Origin of the sequence: Citrobacter sp. HN-141 (genome assembly GCF_033341895.1) — a bacterium.
In the GTDB taxonomy this organism is placed as follows: domain Bacteria; phylum Pseudomonadota; class Gammaproteobacteria; order Enterobacterales; family Enterobacteriaceae; genus Citrobacter.
In genome coordinates, this window is sequence record NZ_JAWPBF010000021.1 from 11541 (window position 1) to 30227 (window position 18687).

Annotated in this window: 14 protein-coding genes and 1 pseudogene; 8 read left to right on the forward strand and 7 right to left on the reverse strand. The window is 52.7% G+C overall.

Annotation, left to right across the window (positions count from 1 at the left end; genetic code table 11):
- Positions 1-50 precede the first annotated feature (50 nt).
- On the reverse strand, positions 51-1715 hold the full coding sequence (tsr, locus tag RYZ59_RS20980) for a methyl-accepting chemotaxis protein (protein WP_318050526.1): 1665 nt from the start codon (positions 1713-1715) through the stop codon (positions 51-53).
- A gap of 355 nt (positions 1716-2070) precedes the next feature.
- Between tsr and btsT the strand changes: the two genes are divergently transcribed.
- The 3 genes from btsT (at position 2071) to yjiA (ending at position 5587) form a co-directional block, all read left to right on the forward strand.
- Entirely contained in the window at positions 2071-4221 is a 2151-nt protein-coding gene (btsT, locus tag RYZ59_RS20985) for a pyruvate/proton symporter BtsT (RefSeq protein ID WP_115601038.1), read from the forward strand.
- Positions 4222-4423: 202 nt separating this feature from the next.
- On the forward strand, positions 4424-4618 hold the full coding sequence (locus RYZ59_RS20990; protein WP_003830038.1) for a YbdD/YjiX family protein: 195 nt from the start codon (positions 4424-4426) through the stop codon (positions 4616-4618).
- 12 nt (positions 4619-4630) lie between these two features.
- Positions 4631-5587: a GTPase gene (gene yjiA / locus RYZ59_RS20995; protein WP_318050522.1), complete on the forward strand. Its 957-nt coding sequence runs from the start codon at positions 4631-4633 to the stop codon at positions 5585-5587.
- 115 nt (positions 5588-5702) lie between these two features.
- Here the strand turns inward: yjiA and RYZ59_RS21000 are convergent, their stop codons facing one another.
- Positions 5703-6671: a hypothetical protein gene (locus RYZ59_RS21000; protein WP_318050520.1), complete on the reverse strand. Its 969-nt coding sequence runs from the start codon at positions 6669-6671 to the stop codon at positions 5703-5705.
- Positions 6672-6812: 141 nt separating this feature from the next.
- Between RYZ59_RS21000 and hsdR the strand changes: the two genes are divergently transcribed.
- From hsdR to symE, 4 genes and pseudogenes are all read left to right on the forward strand, one after another.
- Positions 6813-9242, forward strand: a complete 2430-nt coding sequence (gene hsdR, locus RYZ59_RS21005; RefSeq protein ID WP_318050518.1) for an EcoAI/FtnUII family type I restriction enzme subunit R — start codon at positions 6813-6815, stop codon at positions 9240-9242.
- A 74-nt stretch (positions 9243-9316) separates the two neighbouring features.
- Positions 9317-10786, forward strand: coding sequence for an N-6 DNA methylase (locus RYZ59_RS21010; protein ID WP_318050516.1), 1470 nt, complete (start codon positions 9317-9319; stop codon positions 10784-10786).
- Positions 10786-12546 (forward strand): annotated as a pseudogene (locus tag RYZ59_RS21015) (restriction endonuclease subunit S). Before RYZ59_RS21010 ends, RYZ59_RS21015 begins: the two are co-directional and overlap by 1 nt.
- 216 nt (positions 12547-12762) lie before the next feature.
- Entirely contained in the window at positions 12763-13107 is a 345-nt protein-coding gene (gene symE / locus RYZ59_RS21020; protein ID WP_318050515.1) for an endoribonuclease SymE, read from the forward strand.
- Positions 13108-13211: 104 nt separating this feature from the next.
- Here the strand turns inward: symE and RYZ59_RS21025 are convergent, their stop codons facing one another.
- The 4 genes from RYZ59_RS21025 to RYZ59_RS21040 form a co-directional block, all read right to left on the reverse strand.
- Positions 13212-14276: a DUF2955 domain-containing protein gene (locus RYZ59_RS21025; protein WP_318050513.1), complete on the reverse strand. Its 1065-nt coding sequence runs from the start codon at positions 14274-14276 to the stop codon at positions 13212-13214.
- Positions 14266-15333, reverse strand: a complete 1068-nt coding sequence (locus RYZ59_RS21030; RefSeq protein WP_318050511.1) for an HlyD family secretion protein — start codon at positions 15331-15333, stop codon at positions 14266-14268. Before RYZ59_RS21030 ends, RYZ59_RS21025 begins: the two co-directional genes overlap by 11 nt.
- Before the next feature lie 6 nt (positions 15334-15339).
- Positions 15340-15804, reverse strand: a complete 465-nt coding sequence (locus RYZ59_RS21035; RefSeq protein WP_079937181.1) for a MarR family winged helix-turn-helix transcriptional regulator — start codon at positions 15802-15804, stop codon at positions 15340-15342.
- 146 nt (positions 15805-15950) lie between these two features.
- Positions 15951-16115, reverse strand: a complete 165-nt coding sequence (locus RYZ59_RS21040) for a DUF1127 domain-containing protein (protein ID WP_202039606.1) — start codon at positions 16113-16115, stop codon at positions 15951-15953.
- Between the two features lie 177 nt (positions 16116-16292).
- Between RYZ59_RS21040 and RYZ59_RS21045 the strand changes: the two genes are divergently transcribed.
- The gene (locus RYZ59_RS21045; protein ID WP_318050508.1) at positions 16293-17705 is read left to right on the forward strand and encodes a PLP-dependent aminotransferase family protein; all 1413 of its coding nucleotides are present in this window, start codon (positions 16293-16295) and stop codon (positions 17703-17705) included.
- Positions 17706-17756: 51 nt separating this feature from the next.
- Here the strand turns inward: RYZ59_RS21045 and RYZ59_RS21050 are convergent, their stop codons facing one another.
- Positions 17757-18683, reverse strand: a complete 927-nt coding sequence (locus tag RYZ59_RS21050; protein ID WP_318050507.1) for an Rpn family recombination-promoting nuclease/putative transposase — start codon at positions 18681-18683, stop codon at positions 17757-17759.
- Positions 18684-18687: the final 4 nt, after the last annotated feature.

Here is an 18687-nt window from a genome sequence, read left to right on the forward strand (position 1 = left end):
TGCTGTTGCTCATCGCATAAAAAGCGCCCTCAAAATGAGGGCGCAATTATTTAGAACGTTTCCCAGTTATCACCGGCATCCGTTACCGCGGCTTTGCGTGGTTGTACGGTTGCTGAAGCGGGTTTTGCGGTCGCAACATCGCGAGCACGCTGTTGATCATGCTGAATACGGAACACCGCAACGGCCTGGGTCAGACGGCTGGCCTGTTCTTCCAGCGCCGCAGCGGCAGCAGCGGATTCTTCCACCAGCGAGGCGTTCTGTTGGGTTACACGATCCATCTCGGCGACGGCCAGACCGACCTGGTCGATACCGCGGCTCTGTTCATCAGAAGCCGAAGCGATTTCGCCCATGATATCGGTCACACGGGTCACCGCATTAACGATCTCATCCATGGTTTCACCGGCGCTTTCTACCAGCGTTGAACCCACATCGACACGACTTACCGAATCTTCAATCAGGCTTTTGATTTCGCGGGCAGCCTGCGCACTGCGCTGGGCCAGGTTACGGACTTCACCCGCCACCACCGCAAACCCACGCCCCTGCTCACCTGCACGCGCAGCTTCTACTGCCGCGTTCAACGCCAGGATGTTGGTCTGGAAGGCAATGCCGTCGATCACACTGATAATATCGGCAATTTTCTGCGAACTGGAAGCGATATCGCGCATGGTTTGCACCACGTTATCCACCACTTTGCCGCCTTTTTGCGCCGTTTCTGAGGCACTCAGCGCAAGATGGCTGGCCTGACGGGCGTTTTCGGCATTCTGCTTCACGGTCGCCGTCAGCTGTTCCATGCTGGCCGCGGTTTCTTCCAGCGAAGCCGCCTGTTGCTCAGTACGTGAAGAGAGATCGTTGTTACCCATCGCAATCTCGCTGGCGCCGCTATAGATAGCGTTAGCACCATTACGCACATCACCCACGGTGTTCATCAGCTCACCCTGCATGTGACGCAGGCTTTCTGCCAGTTGCCCAATCTCGTTGGACCCTTCTACATCAATGCGCTTTACCAGATCGCCGCTGGCAATATGGCGAATGCTGTCAATCAGACGGTTCATCGGAGAGATAAGAGAAAGTTTAATACCGAACCAGACCGCGACAATCGCCGCCAGCACGGTAATCAGCACGCACGCCAGTACCCACATCGCCTGGCTGTAAGAGCTGTTGTTATCTTCAACCGCAATGTCATACAGACGGTCATTCTGCTGCATGTAATTGACATACTGCTTCTCAAAACCATCCTGATAGCTTTGCGTCGGTTGATCAAAGAATGCGTTGATCTTCCCTTCACCCAACAGTTGGATCAGCTCCGCCAGCGCACCATGGTAGATGTCATAGGTGCGGTTGATCTCCTGGAAAGCAGCTTCACTTTGACGCGGGTCACGCGGGAGAGACTCATAGACCGCCCAGTTTTTTTCCGTCATTTTCAGCGCCGTGCTCGCTACCTGCATCAGTTCAGCAACGGTCGCACCGCTGCCGATATTGTTCTGATCCATCATGTAGCGAATACCCGCCCGGTTCAGGGTGTTTCGCGTTTGCAGCAGTTCAACCCAGGTGGCATTCAGCGCAGACTGCTGCTGGCGAATGGTTTGCAGAACGGTAAAGTTCTCTTTGTCATTCTTAAGTGAGTTAAAGAACAACCCGCCCGAGGCCAGTTGTAAAACGCCAAATAGCGCCAATACCAGCAGTAAGCTGGTAACAATCTTCATTCGTTTTAACATGTTTTCTCTTTCCGCTAGACAGATGTCAGAATTTTCGGCCTGGAAAGGGAAAACTTTATGGAATTCGTGCTAACTGAATCGATCTCAGCATCGACGATTCGTCGATCCCCGCAGTCAACCCAGGATCTAAAGGCGTTTCTCAGTGATCTCAATCACATAATTATCCCCGCTCACCGGCACCAGGAACCGCTCACTGACACTTGGGACCGCTTAAGCTGACATACAACCACTCACTTATTTACCTTACTTTACGCGCGTAACTCTCTGGCAAGATCCTCCCAACATAGCAGTCAACTTATCTCCTCAAACACACAATCAACCCCCCAGCGGCCTCGGCCAATTATTAGGTTTTACTATGGATACGAAAAAGATATTCAAGCACATACCCTGGGTCATTCTCGGCATCATCGGTGCATTCTGCCTCTCGGTAGTGGCATTACGTCGGGGTGAACACATCAGCGCCCTGTGGATCGTGGTCGCCTCGGTTTCCGTTTATCTGGTGGCCTATCGTTACTACAGCCTCTACATCGCTCAAAAGGTGATGAAACTTGACCCGACGCGTGCCACGCCGGCGGTCATCAACAATGATGGTCTGAACTACGTACCAACCAACCGTAACGTGTTGTTTGGTCACCACTTTGCCGCTATCGCCGGGGCAGGTCCGCTGGTTGGACCGGTACTGGCCGCGCAAATGGGCTACCTGCCCGGTACGCTGTGGTTGCTGGCCGGTGTGGTGCTGGCTGGTGCAGTGCAGGACTTCATGGTGCTGTTTATCTCTTCACGCCGTAACGGCGCCTCTCTGGGTGAGATGATCAAAGAAGAGATGGGCCCGGTACCTGGAACCATCGCGCTGTTCGGCTGCTTCTTAATCATGATCATCATCCTCGCGGTGCTGGCGTTGATCGTGGTAAAAGCGCTGGCAGAAAGCCCGTGGGGTGTGTTCACCGTCTGCTCAACCGTACCTATCGCGCTGTTCATGGGGATCTACATGCGATTCCTGCGCCCAGGACGTGTGGGTGAAGTGTCGGTGATTGGTATTGTGCTGTTGGTTGCCTCCATCTACTTCGGCGGCGTGATTGCGCACGACCCGTACTGGGGCCCGGCGCTGACCTTTAAAGACACCACCATTACCTTCACCCTGATCGGTTACGCGTTTATCTCCGCGCTGCTGCCGGTATGGCTGATCCTTGCGCCACGTGATTACCTGGCAACCTTCCTGAAAATCGGCGTTATCGTTGGTCTGGCAGTGGGGATTGTTATCCTCAACCCGGAACTGAAAATGCCGGCAATGACCCAGTACGTTGATGGTACGGGTCCGCTGTGGAAAGGTGCGCTGTTCCCGTTCCTGTTCATCACCATCGCCTGTGGTGCGGTATCTGGCTTCCACGCGCTGATTGCTTCCGGTACCACACCGAAGCTGCTGGCCTGTGAAACCGACGCGCGCTTTATCGGTTATGGCGCGATGCTGATGGAATCCTTCGTCGCAATTATGGCGCTGGTTGCTGCTTCCATCATCGAACCGGGTCTGTACTTCGCAATGAACACCCCGCCTGCGGGCCTTGGCATCACCATGCCGAACCTGCATGAAATGGGCGGCGAGAACGCACCGCTGATTATGGCGCAACTGAAAGATGTCACCGCACATGCAGCAGCGACCGTCAGCTCCTGGGGCTTCGTCATTTCGCCTGAGCAGATCCTGCAAACCGCGAAAGACATCGGTGAACCGTCCGTTCTGAACCGTGCAGGTGGCGCACCGACGCTGGCTGTGGGTATCGCTCACGTATTCCACAAAGTACTGCCGATGGCTGATATGGGCTTCTGGTACCACTTCGGTATTCTGTTTGAAGCGCTGTTCATCCTGACCGCACTGGATGCCGGTACCCGTTCTGGCCGCTTTATGCTGCAGGATTTACTGGGTAACTTCGTGCCGTTCCTGAAGAAAACCGACTCCCTGGTTGCCGGTGTTGTGGGTACTGCGGGCTGCGTAGGCCTGTGGGGCTACCTGCTGTATCAAGGCGTGGTTGACCCGCTGGGCGGCGTTAAGAGCCTGTGGCCGCTGTTCGGTATCTCTAACCAGATGCTGGCTGCCGTGGCGCTGGTGCTGGGCACCGTGGTGCTGGTTAAAATGCAGCGTACCAAATACATCTGGGTGACCGTGGTTCCGGCAGTATGGCTGCTTATCTGCACCACCTGGGCGCTGGGTCTGAAACTGTTCAGCACCAACCCGCAGATGGAAGGCTTCTTCTTCATGGCGAATCAGTACAAAGAGAAGATTGCCAACGGCGGCGAACTGACCGCACAGCAGATTGCCAACATGAACCATATCGTCATCAACAACTACACCAACGCCGGCCTGAGTATTCTGTTCCTGGTGGTGGTGTACAGCATCATTTTCTACGGGTTCCGTACCTGGCAGAAAGCCCGCACCATCAACGGTCGCTCTGATAAAGAGACGCCGTATGTACCGGTGCCGGAAGGCGGCGTGAAGACCTCTTCACACCACTAACCTGATGCCGGGAGGCGCGCAGCGTTCCCGGCCTACATCACTTAGTGCCGCAGGCGTAATTGGCGCAGTCAGTTTGACCGCGGGCAGCGCGCAGCAACCGGAGCGTACACGCAGTACGTGAGGATTGCGAGCACTGCCCGCGGTCAAAATGGCAAGTGAAATAGCCTGCATCTACGAGATCAACATATATCCGGGGCGTTTCATGTTTGGTACTTTAGGTCAGGCAAAGAAATATCTCGGTCAGGCGGCGAAGATGCTGATTGGCATTCCGGACTACGACAACTATGTCGAGCACATGAAGACCAACCATCCCGATAAGCCTTACATGACCTACGAAGAATTCTTCCGCGAGCGCCAGGAAGCCCGCTACGGTAGCGGCGGAAGCAGTTGCTGTTAGAAGGAGAAGTGAATGACCCCGATTGCAGTTACCCTACTCACCGGTTTTCTTGGCGCGGGTAAAACCACCCTACTGCGCCATATTCTCAACGAGCAGCACGGTTACAAGATTGCCGTTATCGAAAACGAATTCGGCGAAGTCTCGGTGGACGATCAGCTGATTGGCGATCGCGCCACGCAGATCAAAACTCTGACCAACGGCTGCATTTGCTGTACCCGCTCCAGTGAACTGGAAGACGCACTGTTAGACCTGCTCGACAACCTCGACAAAGGCACCATCAATTTCGACCGTCTGGTGATCGAGTGCACCGGCATGGCCGATCCCGGCCCGATCATTCAGACCTTTTTCTCCCATGAAGTGATTTGCGAACGCTACCTGCTGGACGGCGTGATTGCGCTGGTTGACGCGGTACATGCCGACGAGCAGATGAACCAGTTCACCATCGCCCAGTCGCAGGTGGGCTATGCCGACCGCATCCTGCTGACCAAAACCGACGTCGCGGGAGAAAGCGAGAAACTGCGTGAGCGCCTGGCGCGCATCAACGCCCGCGCCCCGGTGTATACCGTGACGCATGGCGATATCGACCTCTCCCTGCTGTTCGATACCAATGGTTTTATGCTGGAAGAGAACGTGGTCAGCGCCAAACCGCGCTTCCACTTTATCGCCGACAAGCAAAACGATATCTCCTCGATCGTCGTCGAGCTGGATTACCCGGTCAACATCAGCGACGTGTCGCGAGTGATGGAAAACCTGCTGCTGGAATCCGCCGAGAAGCTGCTGCGCTACAAAGGTATGCTGTGGATTGACGGCGAGCCAAACCGCCTGCTGTTCCAGGGCGTTCAGCGCCTGTACAGCGCCGACTGGGACCGCCCGTGGGGCGACGAACAACCGCACAGCCAGCTGGTGTTTATCGGCATTAATTTGCCGGAAGACGAGATCCGAGCCGCGTTTGCGGGATTGAAGAAGTAATGCGCATCAAGGCCATCACAGAATGATGGCCTTCTGAGCAGATATGGCACTCTCGATTCGCCGTTACCATATAATATCTTCCACCGGCGCACCACCACATAATTATAAATATAAGCTACCTCAACCACGAGGGGATATTATATTCCGGCAAAGGTTCCACAATATAAGAATCTCTCCTGTCGCTCCCTTTTTTGCAGGTAATCTCATAGAAACCCCATTTATCATTTTTATCAGAATAAAATACAGTATATTTATCAGTATTAAAACCATAATATTTTTCGTTTTTATTTTTCACTTTCAGCTCACCGCACTTTGCTTCATTGCGCCATTCATAGTTGATGGCCTTTTTTAACACAAAATAAGCGGCATCACCAATTAACCTAGGAACAAGCAGAAACAAAAACGTAGACATAATAATGGCACCCGTTAATGTAAAGATTCGATACCCTTTTGCTTTATCACCGTAGCGCAGAAATAGCCCATAGCAAATAGGTTGTGATAACCACAAGAAAAACATAAGAAATGCGGTGGCTTTCCAACAATATTCCAACCATGGAGATGAGGATAGCGCCAGATTACTAATTTGCCAAAAAATGCTGGCCGAGTAACTACTAGTAAAAGCAAAAATACCTGAAAATGCGGTAACAGCCAGGCCGATTACCTTAAGGGTTTTTGCTGTATTATTTCTGGCAAGATCCAAAACAGTCAAAATGCTACTAATGAGGATAGAGACTGAAAATAAAATTGCTAACCAATACGTTATGGTGTTAACAAACACATTAGCAGACAACAACAAAAGCAAAAAAATTGACCATGCAGTTAGTGATAGAATGCCAGCAAACCGAGTCAATAAATGGTCATTGTCTGTACGTACAAAGAAACTAATATATTCCCTGACTCGATTTTCTTGAGTACAAGAGAATATTAGAATAGATATAAAAAGAAATGCAACCAGGTAACTTTTTAAAGGAAACTTATAGGGAATTAAATAGATTGCGATCATGCCGTAGACAACCACCGCAGAGTCTAGTTTTTTCTGTTTAAAATGTTTAAGAAAGGATCTCCAAATCTTAATAACTTCCATATTAAAACCTTATATGTTGGGTACAGAATTCACGAATTCATCTAAAACAGAGACTTAACACCAATAATGCACACAGAGTGTAATGATTTCATCTGATTTTTTGTGTAGAATTCGCGCATCGCTATTTGATGAGAATCCCCAATGGCTGACCTGAACCTGAGTACCCTGACGGAAGCAGACATCATCACCAAACGCGTTATGCCCGCCATCCTTGATGCAGGCTGGAACGACACAACGCAAATCAGACAAGAGGTCAAACTCCGGGACGGTAAGGTCATCGTGCGCGGTAAAGTTGCAGCACGGAGAACGGTGAAATCCGCCGATATCGTGCTGTATCACAAGCCGGGCATCCCGCTGGCAGTGATTGAAGCCAAAGCCAATAAACATGAAATTGGTAAAGGGATACAGCAGGGAATTGAATACGCGCGTCTGCTGGATGTTCCTTTTGTCTTTGCTACCAACGGCGATGGTTTTATCTTCCGCGATGCCACTGTTGCTGACGGCGAACTAATGGAAAAACCGATTACCCTCGGCGAATTCCCTTCTCCCTCGGAACTGTGGCAAAAATTGTGCTTATCAAAAGGCTACACGCAAGCCCAGCTCCCGGTGATTACTCAGGATTATTACGACGATAACACCGGAAAAGCGCCGCGTTATTACCAACTACAGGCCATCAATAAAACGATTGAAGCCGTGTCCGCCGGGCAGAACCGCGTTCTGCTGGTAATGGCGACCGGAACGGGGAAAACCTACACCGCCTTCCAGATTATCTGGCGCTTATGGAAAGCGAAAAGTAAGAAGCGGATCCTGTTCCTCGCCGATCGCAACATTCTGGTCGATCAGACCAAAAATAACGACTTCCTGCCCTTTGGCACGGCAATGACCAAGGTCACCGGGCGCACCATCGACCCGGCATTTGAAATCCATCTCGCGCTGTATCAGGCCATTACCGGCACGGAAGAAGAGCAGAAAGCCTTTAAGCAAGTTGCGCCGGATTTCTTTGACCTGATTGTGATCGACGAATGCCATCGCGGTAGCGCCTCGGAAGACAGCGCGTGGCGCGAAATCCTCGACTATTTCAGCGCCGCCACGCAGATTGGCTTAACCGCCACGCCGAAAGAGACCCATGAAGTCTCCAGCACCGATTACTTCGGCGACCCGGTCTATATCTACTCGCTGAAAGAAGGCATCGAAGACGGCTTCCTTGCCCCTTATAAAGTGGTGCGCGTCGATATCGACGTCGATCTTCAGGGCTGGCGCCCGACCAAAGGCCAGACGGATAAAAACGGCGAGCTGATCGACGACCGTATCTACAACCAGAAAGATTTTGATCGCACGATGGTGATTGATGAGCGCACCGAACTGGTGGCAAAAACCATTACCGATTACCTCAAACGCACCAACCCGATGGATAAAACCATCATCTTCTGTAACGACATCGATCACGCGGAGCGAATGCGCCGCGCGCTGGTCAATCTCAACCCGGAGCAGGTCAAAAAGAACGACAAGTACGTGATGAAAATCACCGGCGATGACGATATTGGCAAAGCCCAACTGGATAACTTTATTAATCCCAAAAAGGCCTATCCGGTTATTGCCACCACCTCCGAGCTGATGACCACCGGCGTCGACGCAAAGACCTGCAAACTGGTGGTGCTGGACCAAAACATTCAGTCGATGACCAAATTCAAGCAGATCATCGGCCGCGGCACCCGCATCGACGAGCGCTACGGCAAGCTATGGTTCACCATCCTTGATTTCAAAAAGGCCACCGAACTGTTTGCCGACGAACGCTTCGACGGCATCCCGGAAAAGGTGATGGACACCACGCCGGAAGATATCGCCGACCCGGACTCTGATTTTGAAGAGCAGTTCGACGAGCACGAAGAAGAGACTGAAGACGACATCACCGGGGCCGATGAAGATCCCGCACCGTATACCGTCACCGGCTCAGACGATGTCGGCCCGCTGCCGGAAGACGACGAGAACAAAGTGCGTAAGTTCCACGTCAACGGCGTGGCCGTCGGCGTGATTGCCCAGCGCGTGCAGTATTACGACGCCGACGGCAAGCTGGTCACCGAATCCTTCAAAGACTACACCCGTAAAACGCTACTCAAAGAGTACGCCTCGCTGGATGATTTCACCCGCAAGTGGCAGGACGCCGAACGCAAAGAGGCCATCATCAAGGAACTGGAGCAGCAGGGGATTATCTGGGAAGTGCTGGCGGAAGAGGTCGGTAAAGAACTCGACCCGTTCGACATGCTGTGCCACGTGGTGTATGGTCAGCCGCCGTTAACCCGCAAAGAACGGGCAGAGAACGTGCGTAAACGCAACTACTTCACCAAATACTCCGACGCCGCGCAGGCGGTGCTGAATACGCTGCTGGATAAATACGCCGACGCGGGCGTGCAGGAAATAGAGAGTATTCAGGTGCTGAAGCTCAAGCCGTTCGACAGCATGGGTACGCTGCCGGAGATCATTAAAAGCGGATTCGGCGACCGTAACGGGTATAATCAGGCCATCAGCGAGCTGGAGAGCGAAATCTACCACTTACCGCCCCGCTCCGCGTAACCACTCCCCTTCTGCGCCTTCTGCTGCCACCGTGTAGCAGAAGGCCTTATTGTTAATGAAACATGGAACACATCATGTCAATCAGCTCGGTTATCAAATCATTACAGGACATTATGCGCAAAGACGCCGGCGTGGACGGCGATGCGCAGCGCCTCGGCCAGCTCTCCTGGCTGCTGTTTCTGAAAATCTTTGACGCCCAGGAAGAGGCGCTGGAACTGGAGCAGGATAACTATCAGTACCCGATCCCGCAGCGCTACCTGTGGCGCACCTGGGCGGCGAACGCCGAGGGCATTACCGGCGATTCCCTGCTGGAATTCGTCAACGATGACCTGTTCCCGGCGCTGAAAAACCTCACCGCCCCCATCGATAAAAACCCGCGCGGCTTTGTGGTCAGACAGGCGTTCAGCGATGCCTATAACTACATGAAAAACGGCACCCTGCTGCGTCAGGTGATCAACAAGCTCAACGAAATTGACTTCACCAGCGCCAGCGAACGCCACCTGTTCGGCGACATTTACGAACAGATCCTCAAAGATCTGCAATCGGCGGGCAATGCCGGTGAATTCTATACCCCGCGCGCCGTCACCCGCTTTATGGTCGATCGAGTCGATCCGAAACTCGGCGAGTCGATTATGGACCCCGCCTGTGGCACCGGCGGCTTCCTCGCCTGCGCGTTCGATCACGTAAAAAACCACTACGTGAAAAGCGTGGCCGATCACCAGACGCTGCAACAGCAGATCCACGGCGTGGAGAAAAAACAGCTCCCACACCTGCTGGCGACCACCAATATGCTGCTGCACGGCATCGAAGTGCCGGTGCAAATTCGTCACGACAACACCCTCAACAAGCCGCTGTCGTCGTGGGATGAACAGCTGGACGTGATCGTCACCAACCCACCGTTCGGGGGCACCGAAGAAGACGGCATCGAGAAGAACTTCCCGGCAGAAATGCAGACCCGCGAAACGGCGGATCTGTTCCTGCAATTGATTATTGAAGTGCTGGCGAAAAACGGCCGCGCGGCGGTGGTGCTGCCGGACGGCACGCTGTTTGGCGAAGGCGTGAAAACCAAGATCAAAAAGCTGCTCACCGAAGAGTGCAACCTGCACACCATCGTGCGTCTGCCGAACGGCGTGTTTAACCCGTACACCGGGATCAAAACCAACCTGCTGTTCTTTACCAAAGGCCAGCCTACGAAAGACATCTGGTTCTACGAGCACCCGTACCCGGCGGGGGTGAAGAACTACAGCAAAACCAAACCGATGAAGTTTGAAGAATTCCAGGCCGAGATCGACTGGTGGGGCAACGAGGCCGACGGCTTCGCCAGCCGCGTCGAGAATGCGCAGGCGTGGAAGGTCAGCATCGACGAGGTGATTGCCCGCAACTTTAACCTCGATATCAAGAACCCACACCAGGCGGAAACCGTCAGCCACGATCCGGACGAACTACTCATACAGTACGCGAAGCAGCAGGAAGCAATCCAGACCCTGCGTCACCAGCTGCGCGATATTCTCGGCGCGGCGCTCTCCGGTAAGGAGGCCAACTGATGGCGGTGGAAAAACTGATTGTCGACCATATCAACACCTGGACCACGGCGCTGCAAACCCGCTCCACGGCGGGGCGCGGCAGCTCGGGTAAGATTGACCTGTACGGCATTAAGAAGCTGCGAGAGCTGATTCTGGAGCTGGCGGTACGCGGCAAGCTGGTGCCCCAGGATCCGAACGATGAACCGGCGTCGGAATTGCTGAAACGCATTGCGGCGGAAAAGGCCGAGCTGATGAAGCAGGGGAAAATTAAAAAGCAAAAGCCGCTGCCGGAGATTAGCGAGGAGGAGAAACCGTTTGAGCTGCCAGTGGGATGGGAGTGGGCGCGGCTGGGCGTTTTATGTAAGAAATTGACTGATGGGTCTCACAATCCTCCCAAAGACGCAGGCAATGGTTATCCTATGCTCAGCAGCCAAAATATTCAGGATGGTTATATAGATATAGAGAACCCATCTCGATATGTAAGTGAAGATGATTTTGAAAAAGAAAATGCCAGGACACGCGTCCAAAAAAATGATGTTTTATTAACAATTGTGGGGTCAATCGGAAGATCCGCAGTTGTTTTAGATGATAAATCCTTTGTATTGCAACGCAGTGTTGCGGTTATAGACACATCTTTATATTCACATTTTATATCTAATTTCTTCAAGGCTATTACCGCACAAAACTATTTTATAGAAAATGGGAAAGGAACCGCATAAAAAGGAATTTATTTAGGCCAACTGTCTTTGATGTTAATACCTGTACCTTCATTAGGTGAACAGAAGCGTATTAGTGACAGATTGAATGAATTAATGATCCTCTGCGATCAACTGGAACAGCACTCTCTGACCAGTCTGGACGCCCATCAACAGCTGGTTGAAACCCTGCTAACCACGCTAACCGACAGCCAGAACGCCGATGAACTGGCCGAAAACTGGGCGCGTATCAGCGAACATTTCGACACGCTGTTTACCACCGAAGCCAGCATTGACGCCTTAAAGCAGACCATTCTGCAACTGGCGGTGATGGGCAAACTGGTGCCGCAGGATCCGAACGACGAACCGGCTTCTGAACTGCTCAAACGTATTGCGCAGGAAAAAGCGCAGTTGGTAAAAGACGGGAAAATGAAAAAGCAAAAACCGTTGCCACCGATTAGTGATGAGGAAAAACCGTTTGAGCTGCCGGATGGGTGGGAATGGAGTTATCTACAGGATGTAACTAATCTAATTACAGATGGGAAACATGGCGATTGCTTAAATCACGATAATTCTGGGTATTACTTTTTATCCGCAAAAGATATTCAAGAAGGAAAGTTATCATATGAACATGCTCGCCAGATAGATAAAGATCAATTTGAAGAAGTTCATCAAAGAACCGATTTAAAAGAAGGCGATATCTGCCTTGTTAATACAGGTGCCACTATCGGAAAGCTTGCTCTAGTTGAAAATGCTGAATTAGCCAGCAGAACTACATTTCAAAAGAGTGTGGCCATTATAAAACCAACAAAGCCATACATTTTGAATTTATATCTATACTTATATCTTCAATCACAAAGCGAAGCATTAAAGAAAAAATCTGGTGGTAGTGCTATTAATAACCTATTGCTAGGAGATTTAAAGAAAAAGTTATTACCGGTACCACCTTTAAATGAACAACAGAAAATTATTGATAATGTTCATTCATTAGAATCAACGCTAAATATTTTAAAAGTCAAAATTAAATCAGCCCAACAAACCCAGCTCCACCTGGCCGACGCTCTCACCGACGCTGCCATAAATTAACCCGCCCCCAGAAACCAATAAAGCGGCTAAATAGCCGCTTTATTCCTATCACCAGAAATAATCCTTCCCTTTATCCCCGCCGTTATTTTCATTCATTTTCAGCTGGACTTTCCTTCTATTCCCTGATGATATGTACAGGTATTTTTCGCAAGACGCCCGTGCTGCAACACGAGCGCCTTGCTAATCACAATCACTATTTCTAGAGGAATAGCCATCATGACTACCCCGCATTCTATTGCAGAATTCACCGATCCAGAAGTCTCCCCGGCAAATAATCGTCTGGGCACCGTTAGCTATGCGAGTCGCTACCCGGATTACACGCATGTCCCGGCGATTATAATGAAAGGCCAGTGGCTGGAAGCTGCCGGTTTTTCCACCGGTACCCCATTCGATGTCAGGGTGATGCCCGGCTGCATTGTGCTGACGACAAAGCTGCCGGAGCCGGAAGAACCCACGTTATTGCAGTCGCTGCGTCGGGTGTGCAAGCTGTCCGCACGTAAGCAACAGCAGGTACAGGAGTTTATCGAGGTGATTTCAGCTAAGACACGCAGGCAGAAATAATCCCCGCTGAAAACGCCCGGTGGCGCTACGCTTACCGGGCCTGGAAATTCCACTTTCCCGTAGGCCGGATCAGGCGCAGCCGCCATCCGGCACTCACTCCCCACTCACTCGGTAATCACAAACCGCGTCGCGGCAAAGCAGTTCAACACCCGATGCACCAGAAATACCATGGTTAACGTTGCCACCAGCGCGACGGTGACGGAGGCGATACGGTACAAATCGCTGAACACCAGGTCCTGATCCGGGTGCAGGTTCTGGCCAAACATAATGCCGATGGTGGTGATGCTGGCAAACCCTACGCCTGCACCGACTTTTTCCATTACGTGCAGGCGGGCGCTAAACGCCAGTCCGAGACCAATCAGCGGCATCATCAGCACCATGTGGTTGCTGAAATCATAGATAAGCAGCTGCACCAGCAGAATATACAGGCAGGCCAGCACCACGCCGACCACACGCCAGATCGAGCTAATCACTGCGCCGCGGTAGTGCATCGGAAACAGGATCAAAATCCCTGCCATCAGCGCCGACAGCGAATCACTCAAATCACAGATCTGGAAGACCACAAAAATCATCGTTGCCACCGTACCGGAAAGCAGCGACTCGTGGCGAACCCGGACGACATCTTTCTCAATGCGCGGCGGCGGTAGGCGAGGTTCCACGTCCGGGATCAGATAATGCAGCAGCGCGCTCAGCGCCACCGCCATTACGCAGGCTTCCATATTGGAGAACATCAGCGTATGCCAGTTGGTGGTGGGATAGCTCATAAAGTTGAGCATCGTGCTCTGGCACACCACGCCCATCGAGCCGAGCAGAAACAGCGGGCCTTTGCTCATAAAACGAAAACGCATCACATACAGGCCGAACACCACCAGTGTCATAACCAGCGGCCACTGTGAAAGATAGCCGACAATCAGCACCATTTCGACGCAGTTCACCGCCGCGCTGAACACGAACTGTGTTGCCACATGGCGGTTGAACACCGGCACCAGCGACAGCAACATCAGCGGATAAACCACAAAAAACACGCCGTACTGCACGTTATAGAAGGTCGAGATACTCAGCGCGATTGTCCCGGCAACGGAGATACGCAGGGTCTGGCGAAAATCATTGGCGGTGTAGACAATATTCCCGTGCGGCGTAAAAACATGGGCCAGCGTATTAATAGACATAATGCAGCCAGCTAACGAGGTGGATCTGCGCCCCGGCAAAAGTGCGGGCGAACATTCCTTCGCTGTTATACAGCTGTACTGTGGCGCGCGCCCCGGTCGGTAACGGCGTGTCGAGCGGTTCGTTCAGCGCGACGTGAATGCGCATACGCTGAGCATCGCGCACCCAGCGGGTGGACTGTTCCGGTTGCGACAACTGGCCGTTAACCTGCTCCTGGCCCGCCAGAATACCGGCATCGCTGCTGGTGACGCGGGCAGAGAAAACCTTGCCCGGCATGGCGTCGAACACTACGGCGGCATCGGTATCCACCCGAGTGTGGCGCAGGCTTTTCTCGCGAAAGTCAGCCACGATATCGGTCTGATGGCTGACCAGCGCCAGCAGCGGCGTAGCCGCAGTGGCATACAGTCCGGGGTTGAGCTGGAGGTTGCTCACTGTGCCATCGGTTTCTGCATGCACCTTCGTCCAGCCGAGGTTCAGTTGCGCCTCTTCCAGAGTGTTACGGTATTTTTGCAGCGTCACGTTACGCTTATCATCGCGCTCGCCGCGCTGGATCAGCAGGTTCTGAATACTGGCATTCAGCGCCGCCACCGACTGCTCGCTGGTTTGCCAGGCGGTGCGCACCTTGTCGAGATCGGATTGCGACACGTTCTGCATGGCGCTCAGGCGCTGATAGCGGTCTAAGGTGGTCTTATCGTTGCGGGCGTTGAATTGCGCGGTGCGCAGGTTGGCGCGGGCAGAGGCGATCTGTGCATCCATTTGTTGGTTGCTCAGCTTCGCCTGCTCAAGGGCAATTTGCGCCGCCTCGAACTTATTGATAAATGGCGTCGGATCCAGTTCGTACAGCAAATCGCCCTTCTTCACCTGGCTATTGTTATGTACATGCACCTGCGAGACGTAGCCGGAAACGCGCGAGGAAACAGGTGTTACCACACGCATCACCGTGGAGTCCGGCGTCAGCGGGATCCAGATATCGGCAACGATAAACCAGGCGAATACTACCAGGAAAGCGGCAATACTCACCCTTACCCAACGGGCAAATTTTTGTTCTGGGGTCATCATAGTTTTTTAGTGTTGATTGTCTTCTTCGCGGATTGTCCGCAAATTGCAGGCGAGTTGATTTAAGGTCGCGCTGAAGGAGGCAAGCTCCGCTTCAGGAATGGTGCAGGTGACGCGATGTTGATAGTTATCAATCACCCTGTTTAGTTCTTCAAGCCTTGAGCGGCCTTGCGCGGTCAGCGTTAGCAGGCGGATGCGTTTGTCATAAGGCGATGTAGAACGCAGCAGATAGCCCTGCTTTTCCAGCTGCGAGAGAGTGCGCATCAGCGGCGGCAGTTCAATGCCCTGCATTTGTGCCAGTTCGCTAACCGAGACGTTGTCTCCCAGTTGATACAGCTGCATCAGTACCGTCCAGCTGGACTGCGTCAGGCCGGTATCAGTGATGGCAGCATCAATAATGGCCCGCCACTGGCGCACCACCATCGCCATGCGCATCCCCATTGGACGGCGGGCAAACAGTTCATCTTCAGTCATGTTTCTTTTCCCTCATCGCTGAGAAGAAAATAATACTTATCAGGGTAAGTATCAAGAAACGGACTAACCAGAAGCATGAATTGATAAATATCGTGAATGTAAAAGAGGCCGGGAGATAATCCCCAGCCTCTGTCGATAAAAGAAAGTCACTCCACCTGATCGCGTCGTAGCCCGACGTCCCGCAGCCGCTCATCACTCATCTGATGCAACACACGTCGCGTTTGTGCCCGTAGCCGCCACCGTTTTATCGCCTGCCAGATCTGCACAAATCCAATAAACGGCTGCTTTGCTTTATTCTCGTGAAATTCCATACCTTGCCTCCCCGTCTTGCCAGAGGCTTTATCTTCACGGATTTGGCCCGGAACAATACAGACTCACAAAGTACTTTTATTTAACATACAGATTGGTTAAAAAGAGTTCTTCATCGCTTTTTTCACGCAATTCTGTACTGGTTTTTTAATCTGTATGGCACCCATGAGGGATACAGCATGACGCGTTACCAACATCTGGCCAATCTGCTGGCCGAACGCATTGAGCAGGGGCTGTATCGCCATGGCGAAAAACTGCCTTCGGTACGCAGCCTGAGCCAGGAGCACGGCGTCAGCATCAGCACCGTACAGCAGGCCTATCAAACGCTGGAGCAGCGACAGCTGATCACCCCGCAGCCACGCTCCGGTTATTTTGTCGCCCCGCAAAAAGTGCAGCCACCCGTGCCACCGATGTCGCGTCCGGTGCAGCGTCCGGTCGAGATAACCCAGTGGGATCAGGTACTGGATATGCTGAAAGGCAACGCGGACAAATCGATAATCCCGTTTAGCAGCGGCGTACCCGACATTGATCAACCGAGCCTGAAGCCGCTGTGGCGTGAGCTCAGCCGCGTGGCGCAGCATAATCTGCGCGCGATACTGGGCTACGATGAAATATCCGGATGCCGTGAACTGCGTCAGCAGATTGCACGGCTGATGCTGGATGGCGGTTCAGTGGTCAATGCAGACGATATTGTGATCACCAGCGGCAGTCAGTGCGGGATGTCGCTGGCGCTGCTGACGGTCTGCCAGCCCGGAGATATTGTCGCCGTTGAATCACCGGCCTACTACGGCACGATGCAGCTACTGCGCGGCTTAGGGATCAAGGTGATTGAGATCCCAACCGATCCGGATACCGGGATCAGTATTGAAGCGCTGGAGCTGGCGCTGGATCAGTGGCCGATCAAAGGTGTGCTGCTGGTTCCCAACTGTAACAACCCGCTCGGATTCATTATGCCGGATGCGCGGAAGCGGGCGGTGCTCGCCCTCGCCCAGCGTCACGACATCGTGATTTTTGAAGACGATGTGTATGGCGAACTGGCAACGGAGTACCCGCGCCCGCGCACGATCCACTCCTGGGATAGCGACGGTCGGGTTCTGCTATGCAGCTCATTTACCAAATCTGTAGCCCCCGGTCTGCGCGTCGGTTGGGTGGTTCCCGGTCGCTATTACAACAAGCTGCTGCACATGAAATACGCCGTTATCGGCACCAACGTTCCCGCTACGCAGCTGGCGGCGGCGGCCTTTGTGCGTGAAGGTCATTACCATCGCCATATCCGACGTATGCGCCAGATTTATCAGCGCAATATGGAAATCTACACCTGCTGGGTACGGGAATACTTCCCCTGCGGGATCTGCGTCACCCGACCAAAAGGCGGCTTTATGCTATGGGTCGAACTGCCGCAGCAGGTCGATATGGTCTGCGTCGCTAAGCAACTCTGTCGCCTGAAAATCCAGGTTGCACCGGGTTCGCTGTTCTCCGCATCCGGAAAGTATCGCAACTGCGTGCGCATCAACTGTGCGTTACCGCCAAACGAGAAGCATCAGGAAGTAATGCAAAAGCTCGGCGAGGCGGTAAAGATGGCGATAGAGTAAACCGGACCGCCCGGTGCTTCCGGGCAGGCGATTGTGCGGTTTAAGTCATTTCTAATGGCTTACGCCCTGAATATCTTCAACGGAAAGTCGGGTAATTTTTTGCACCGTGCTGATATCAATGCCATCTGCCAGCATGGTGCGGGCAATACGGAGCGCCTCAGTTCGTTGCCCCTCTATCAGCCCTTCCTGTAACCCTTCCAGCCTGCCTTTTTGTAGCCCTGCCTCATGCAATCTGTCCGCGATCGTCATCAAATGCTCCTTATGCTGCGGTGAACGTTCGGCAATTGCACTGATAAACGTATTGAAGCGAGGTGCATCGCCGGTTCGCAAAATATAATTAAACAGCGTCTTTAGCTGACTGTCATTAGTCGAGCCGTTAACTAACAGGGAAACAAGTTGCTCGACCAGCCCCATAAGATCGCGCTGGCGAATATGTTTTTGGATCAACTCCAGCAGTGCCATGCGTCGATGCTGCACAATTTCGTCATCTGGAATAACGGTAATATCCACCAGCGGAAACGCCGCAGCATACAGCTGACGAGCCAGCTTCGGGTTGGCAAACTCGTCCAGCCAGCATAGAGAATAAGGGTACGGGCTTTTAGCGCCGTGATAAAACAGCATCGGCACCACCAGCGGCAGTTGCTGATGCCCGGCATCTAAATGTTTCTGCATGGCCGCTACCGCGTAGCGCATCAGTCTGAATGCCATATGCGCATCCGGGGTGCTTTGGTGTTCAATTACCACATAAATATATCCATCCCCATCCGTTGTTTTCACCGACCACAGCACATCGGAGTAATACGCACGTAAATCCTCTTCAATGAAACTGTCTGACTCGAGTTTCAGCGTCTGAAAATCGCAAAGTTCGCGCAGCGAAGCGGGAAGATGTATTTGTAGAAAATCCCGCGCTGTCTCTGGGTGGCGCAAAAACGTTTTAAAAACAGCATCATGCTGTGTGGAAGTCGGTGCTGTATTCATGGCG

Excerpts from the sequence above, each read along its gene's own strand:
- btsT (WP_115601038.1), top strand. The coding sequence starts at position 2,071 with ATGGATACGAAAAAGATATTCAAGCACATACCCTGGGTCATTCTCGGC.
- RYZ59_RS21035 (WP_079937181.1), bottom strand. The coding sequence starts at position 15,804 with ATGACTGAAGATGAACTGTTTGCCCGCCGTCCAATGGGGATGCGCATG.
- RYZ59_RS21045 (WP_318050508.1), top strand. The coding sequence starts at position 16,293 with ATGACGCGTTACCAACATCTGGCCAATCTGCTGGCCGAACGCATTGAG.
- RYZ59_RS21010 (WP_318050516.1), top strand. The coding sequence starts at position 9,317 with ATGTCAATCAGCTCGGTTATCAAATCATTACAGGACATTATGCGCAAA.
- RYZ59_RS21000 (WP_318050520.1), bottom strand. The coding sequence starts at position 6,671 with ATGGAAGTTATTAAGATTTGGAGATCCTTTCTTAAACATTTTAAACAG.
- RYZ59_RS21025 (WP_318050513.1), bottom strand. The coding sequence starts at position 14,276 with ATGTCTATTAATACGCTGGCCCATGTTTTTACGCCGCACGGGAATATT.
- RYZ59_RS20990 (WP_003830038.1), top strand. The coding sequence starts at position 4,424 with ATGTTTGGTACTTTAGGTCAGGCAAAGAAATATCTCGGTCAGGCGGCG.
- yjiA (WP_318050522.1), top strand. The coding sequence starts at position 4,631 with ATGACCCCGATTGCAGTTACCCTACTCACCGGTTTTCTTGGCGCGGGT.
- RYZ59_RS21040 (WP_202039606.1), bottom strand. The coding sequence starts at position 16,115 with ATGGAATTTCACGAGAATAAAGCAAAGCAGCCGTTTATTGGATTTGTG.
- hsdR (WP_318050518.1), top strand. The coding sequence starts at position 6,813 with ATGGCTGACCTGAACCTGAGTACCCTGACGGAAGCAGACATCATCACC.
- symE (WP_318050515.1), top strand. The coding sequence starts at position 12,763 with ATGACTACCCCGCATTCTATTGCAGAATTCACCGATCCAGAAGTCTCC.
- RYZ59_RS21050 (WP_318050507.1), bottom strand. The coding sequence starts at position 18,683 with ATGAATACAGCACCGACTTCCACACAGCATGATGCTGTTTTTAAAACG.
- RYZ59_RS21030 (WP_318050511.1), bottom strand. The coding sequence starts at position 15,333 with ATGATGACCCCAGAACAAAAATTTGCCCGTTGGGTAAGGGTGAGTATT.
- tsr (WP_318050526.1), bottom strand. The coding sequence starts at position 1,715 with ATGTTAAAACGAATGAAGATTGTTACCAGCTTACTGCTGGTATTGGCG.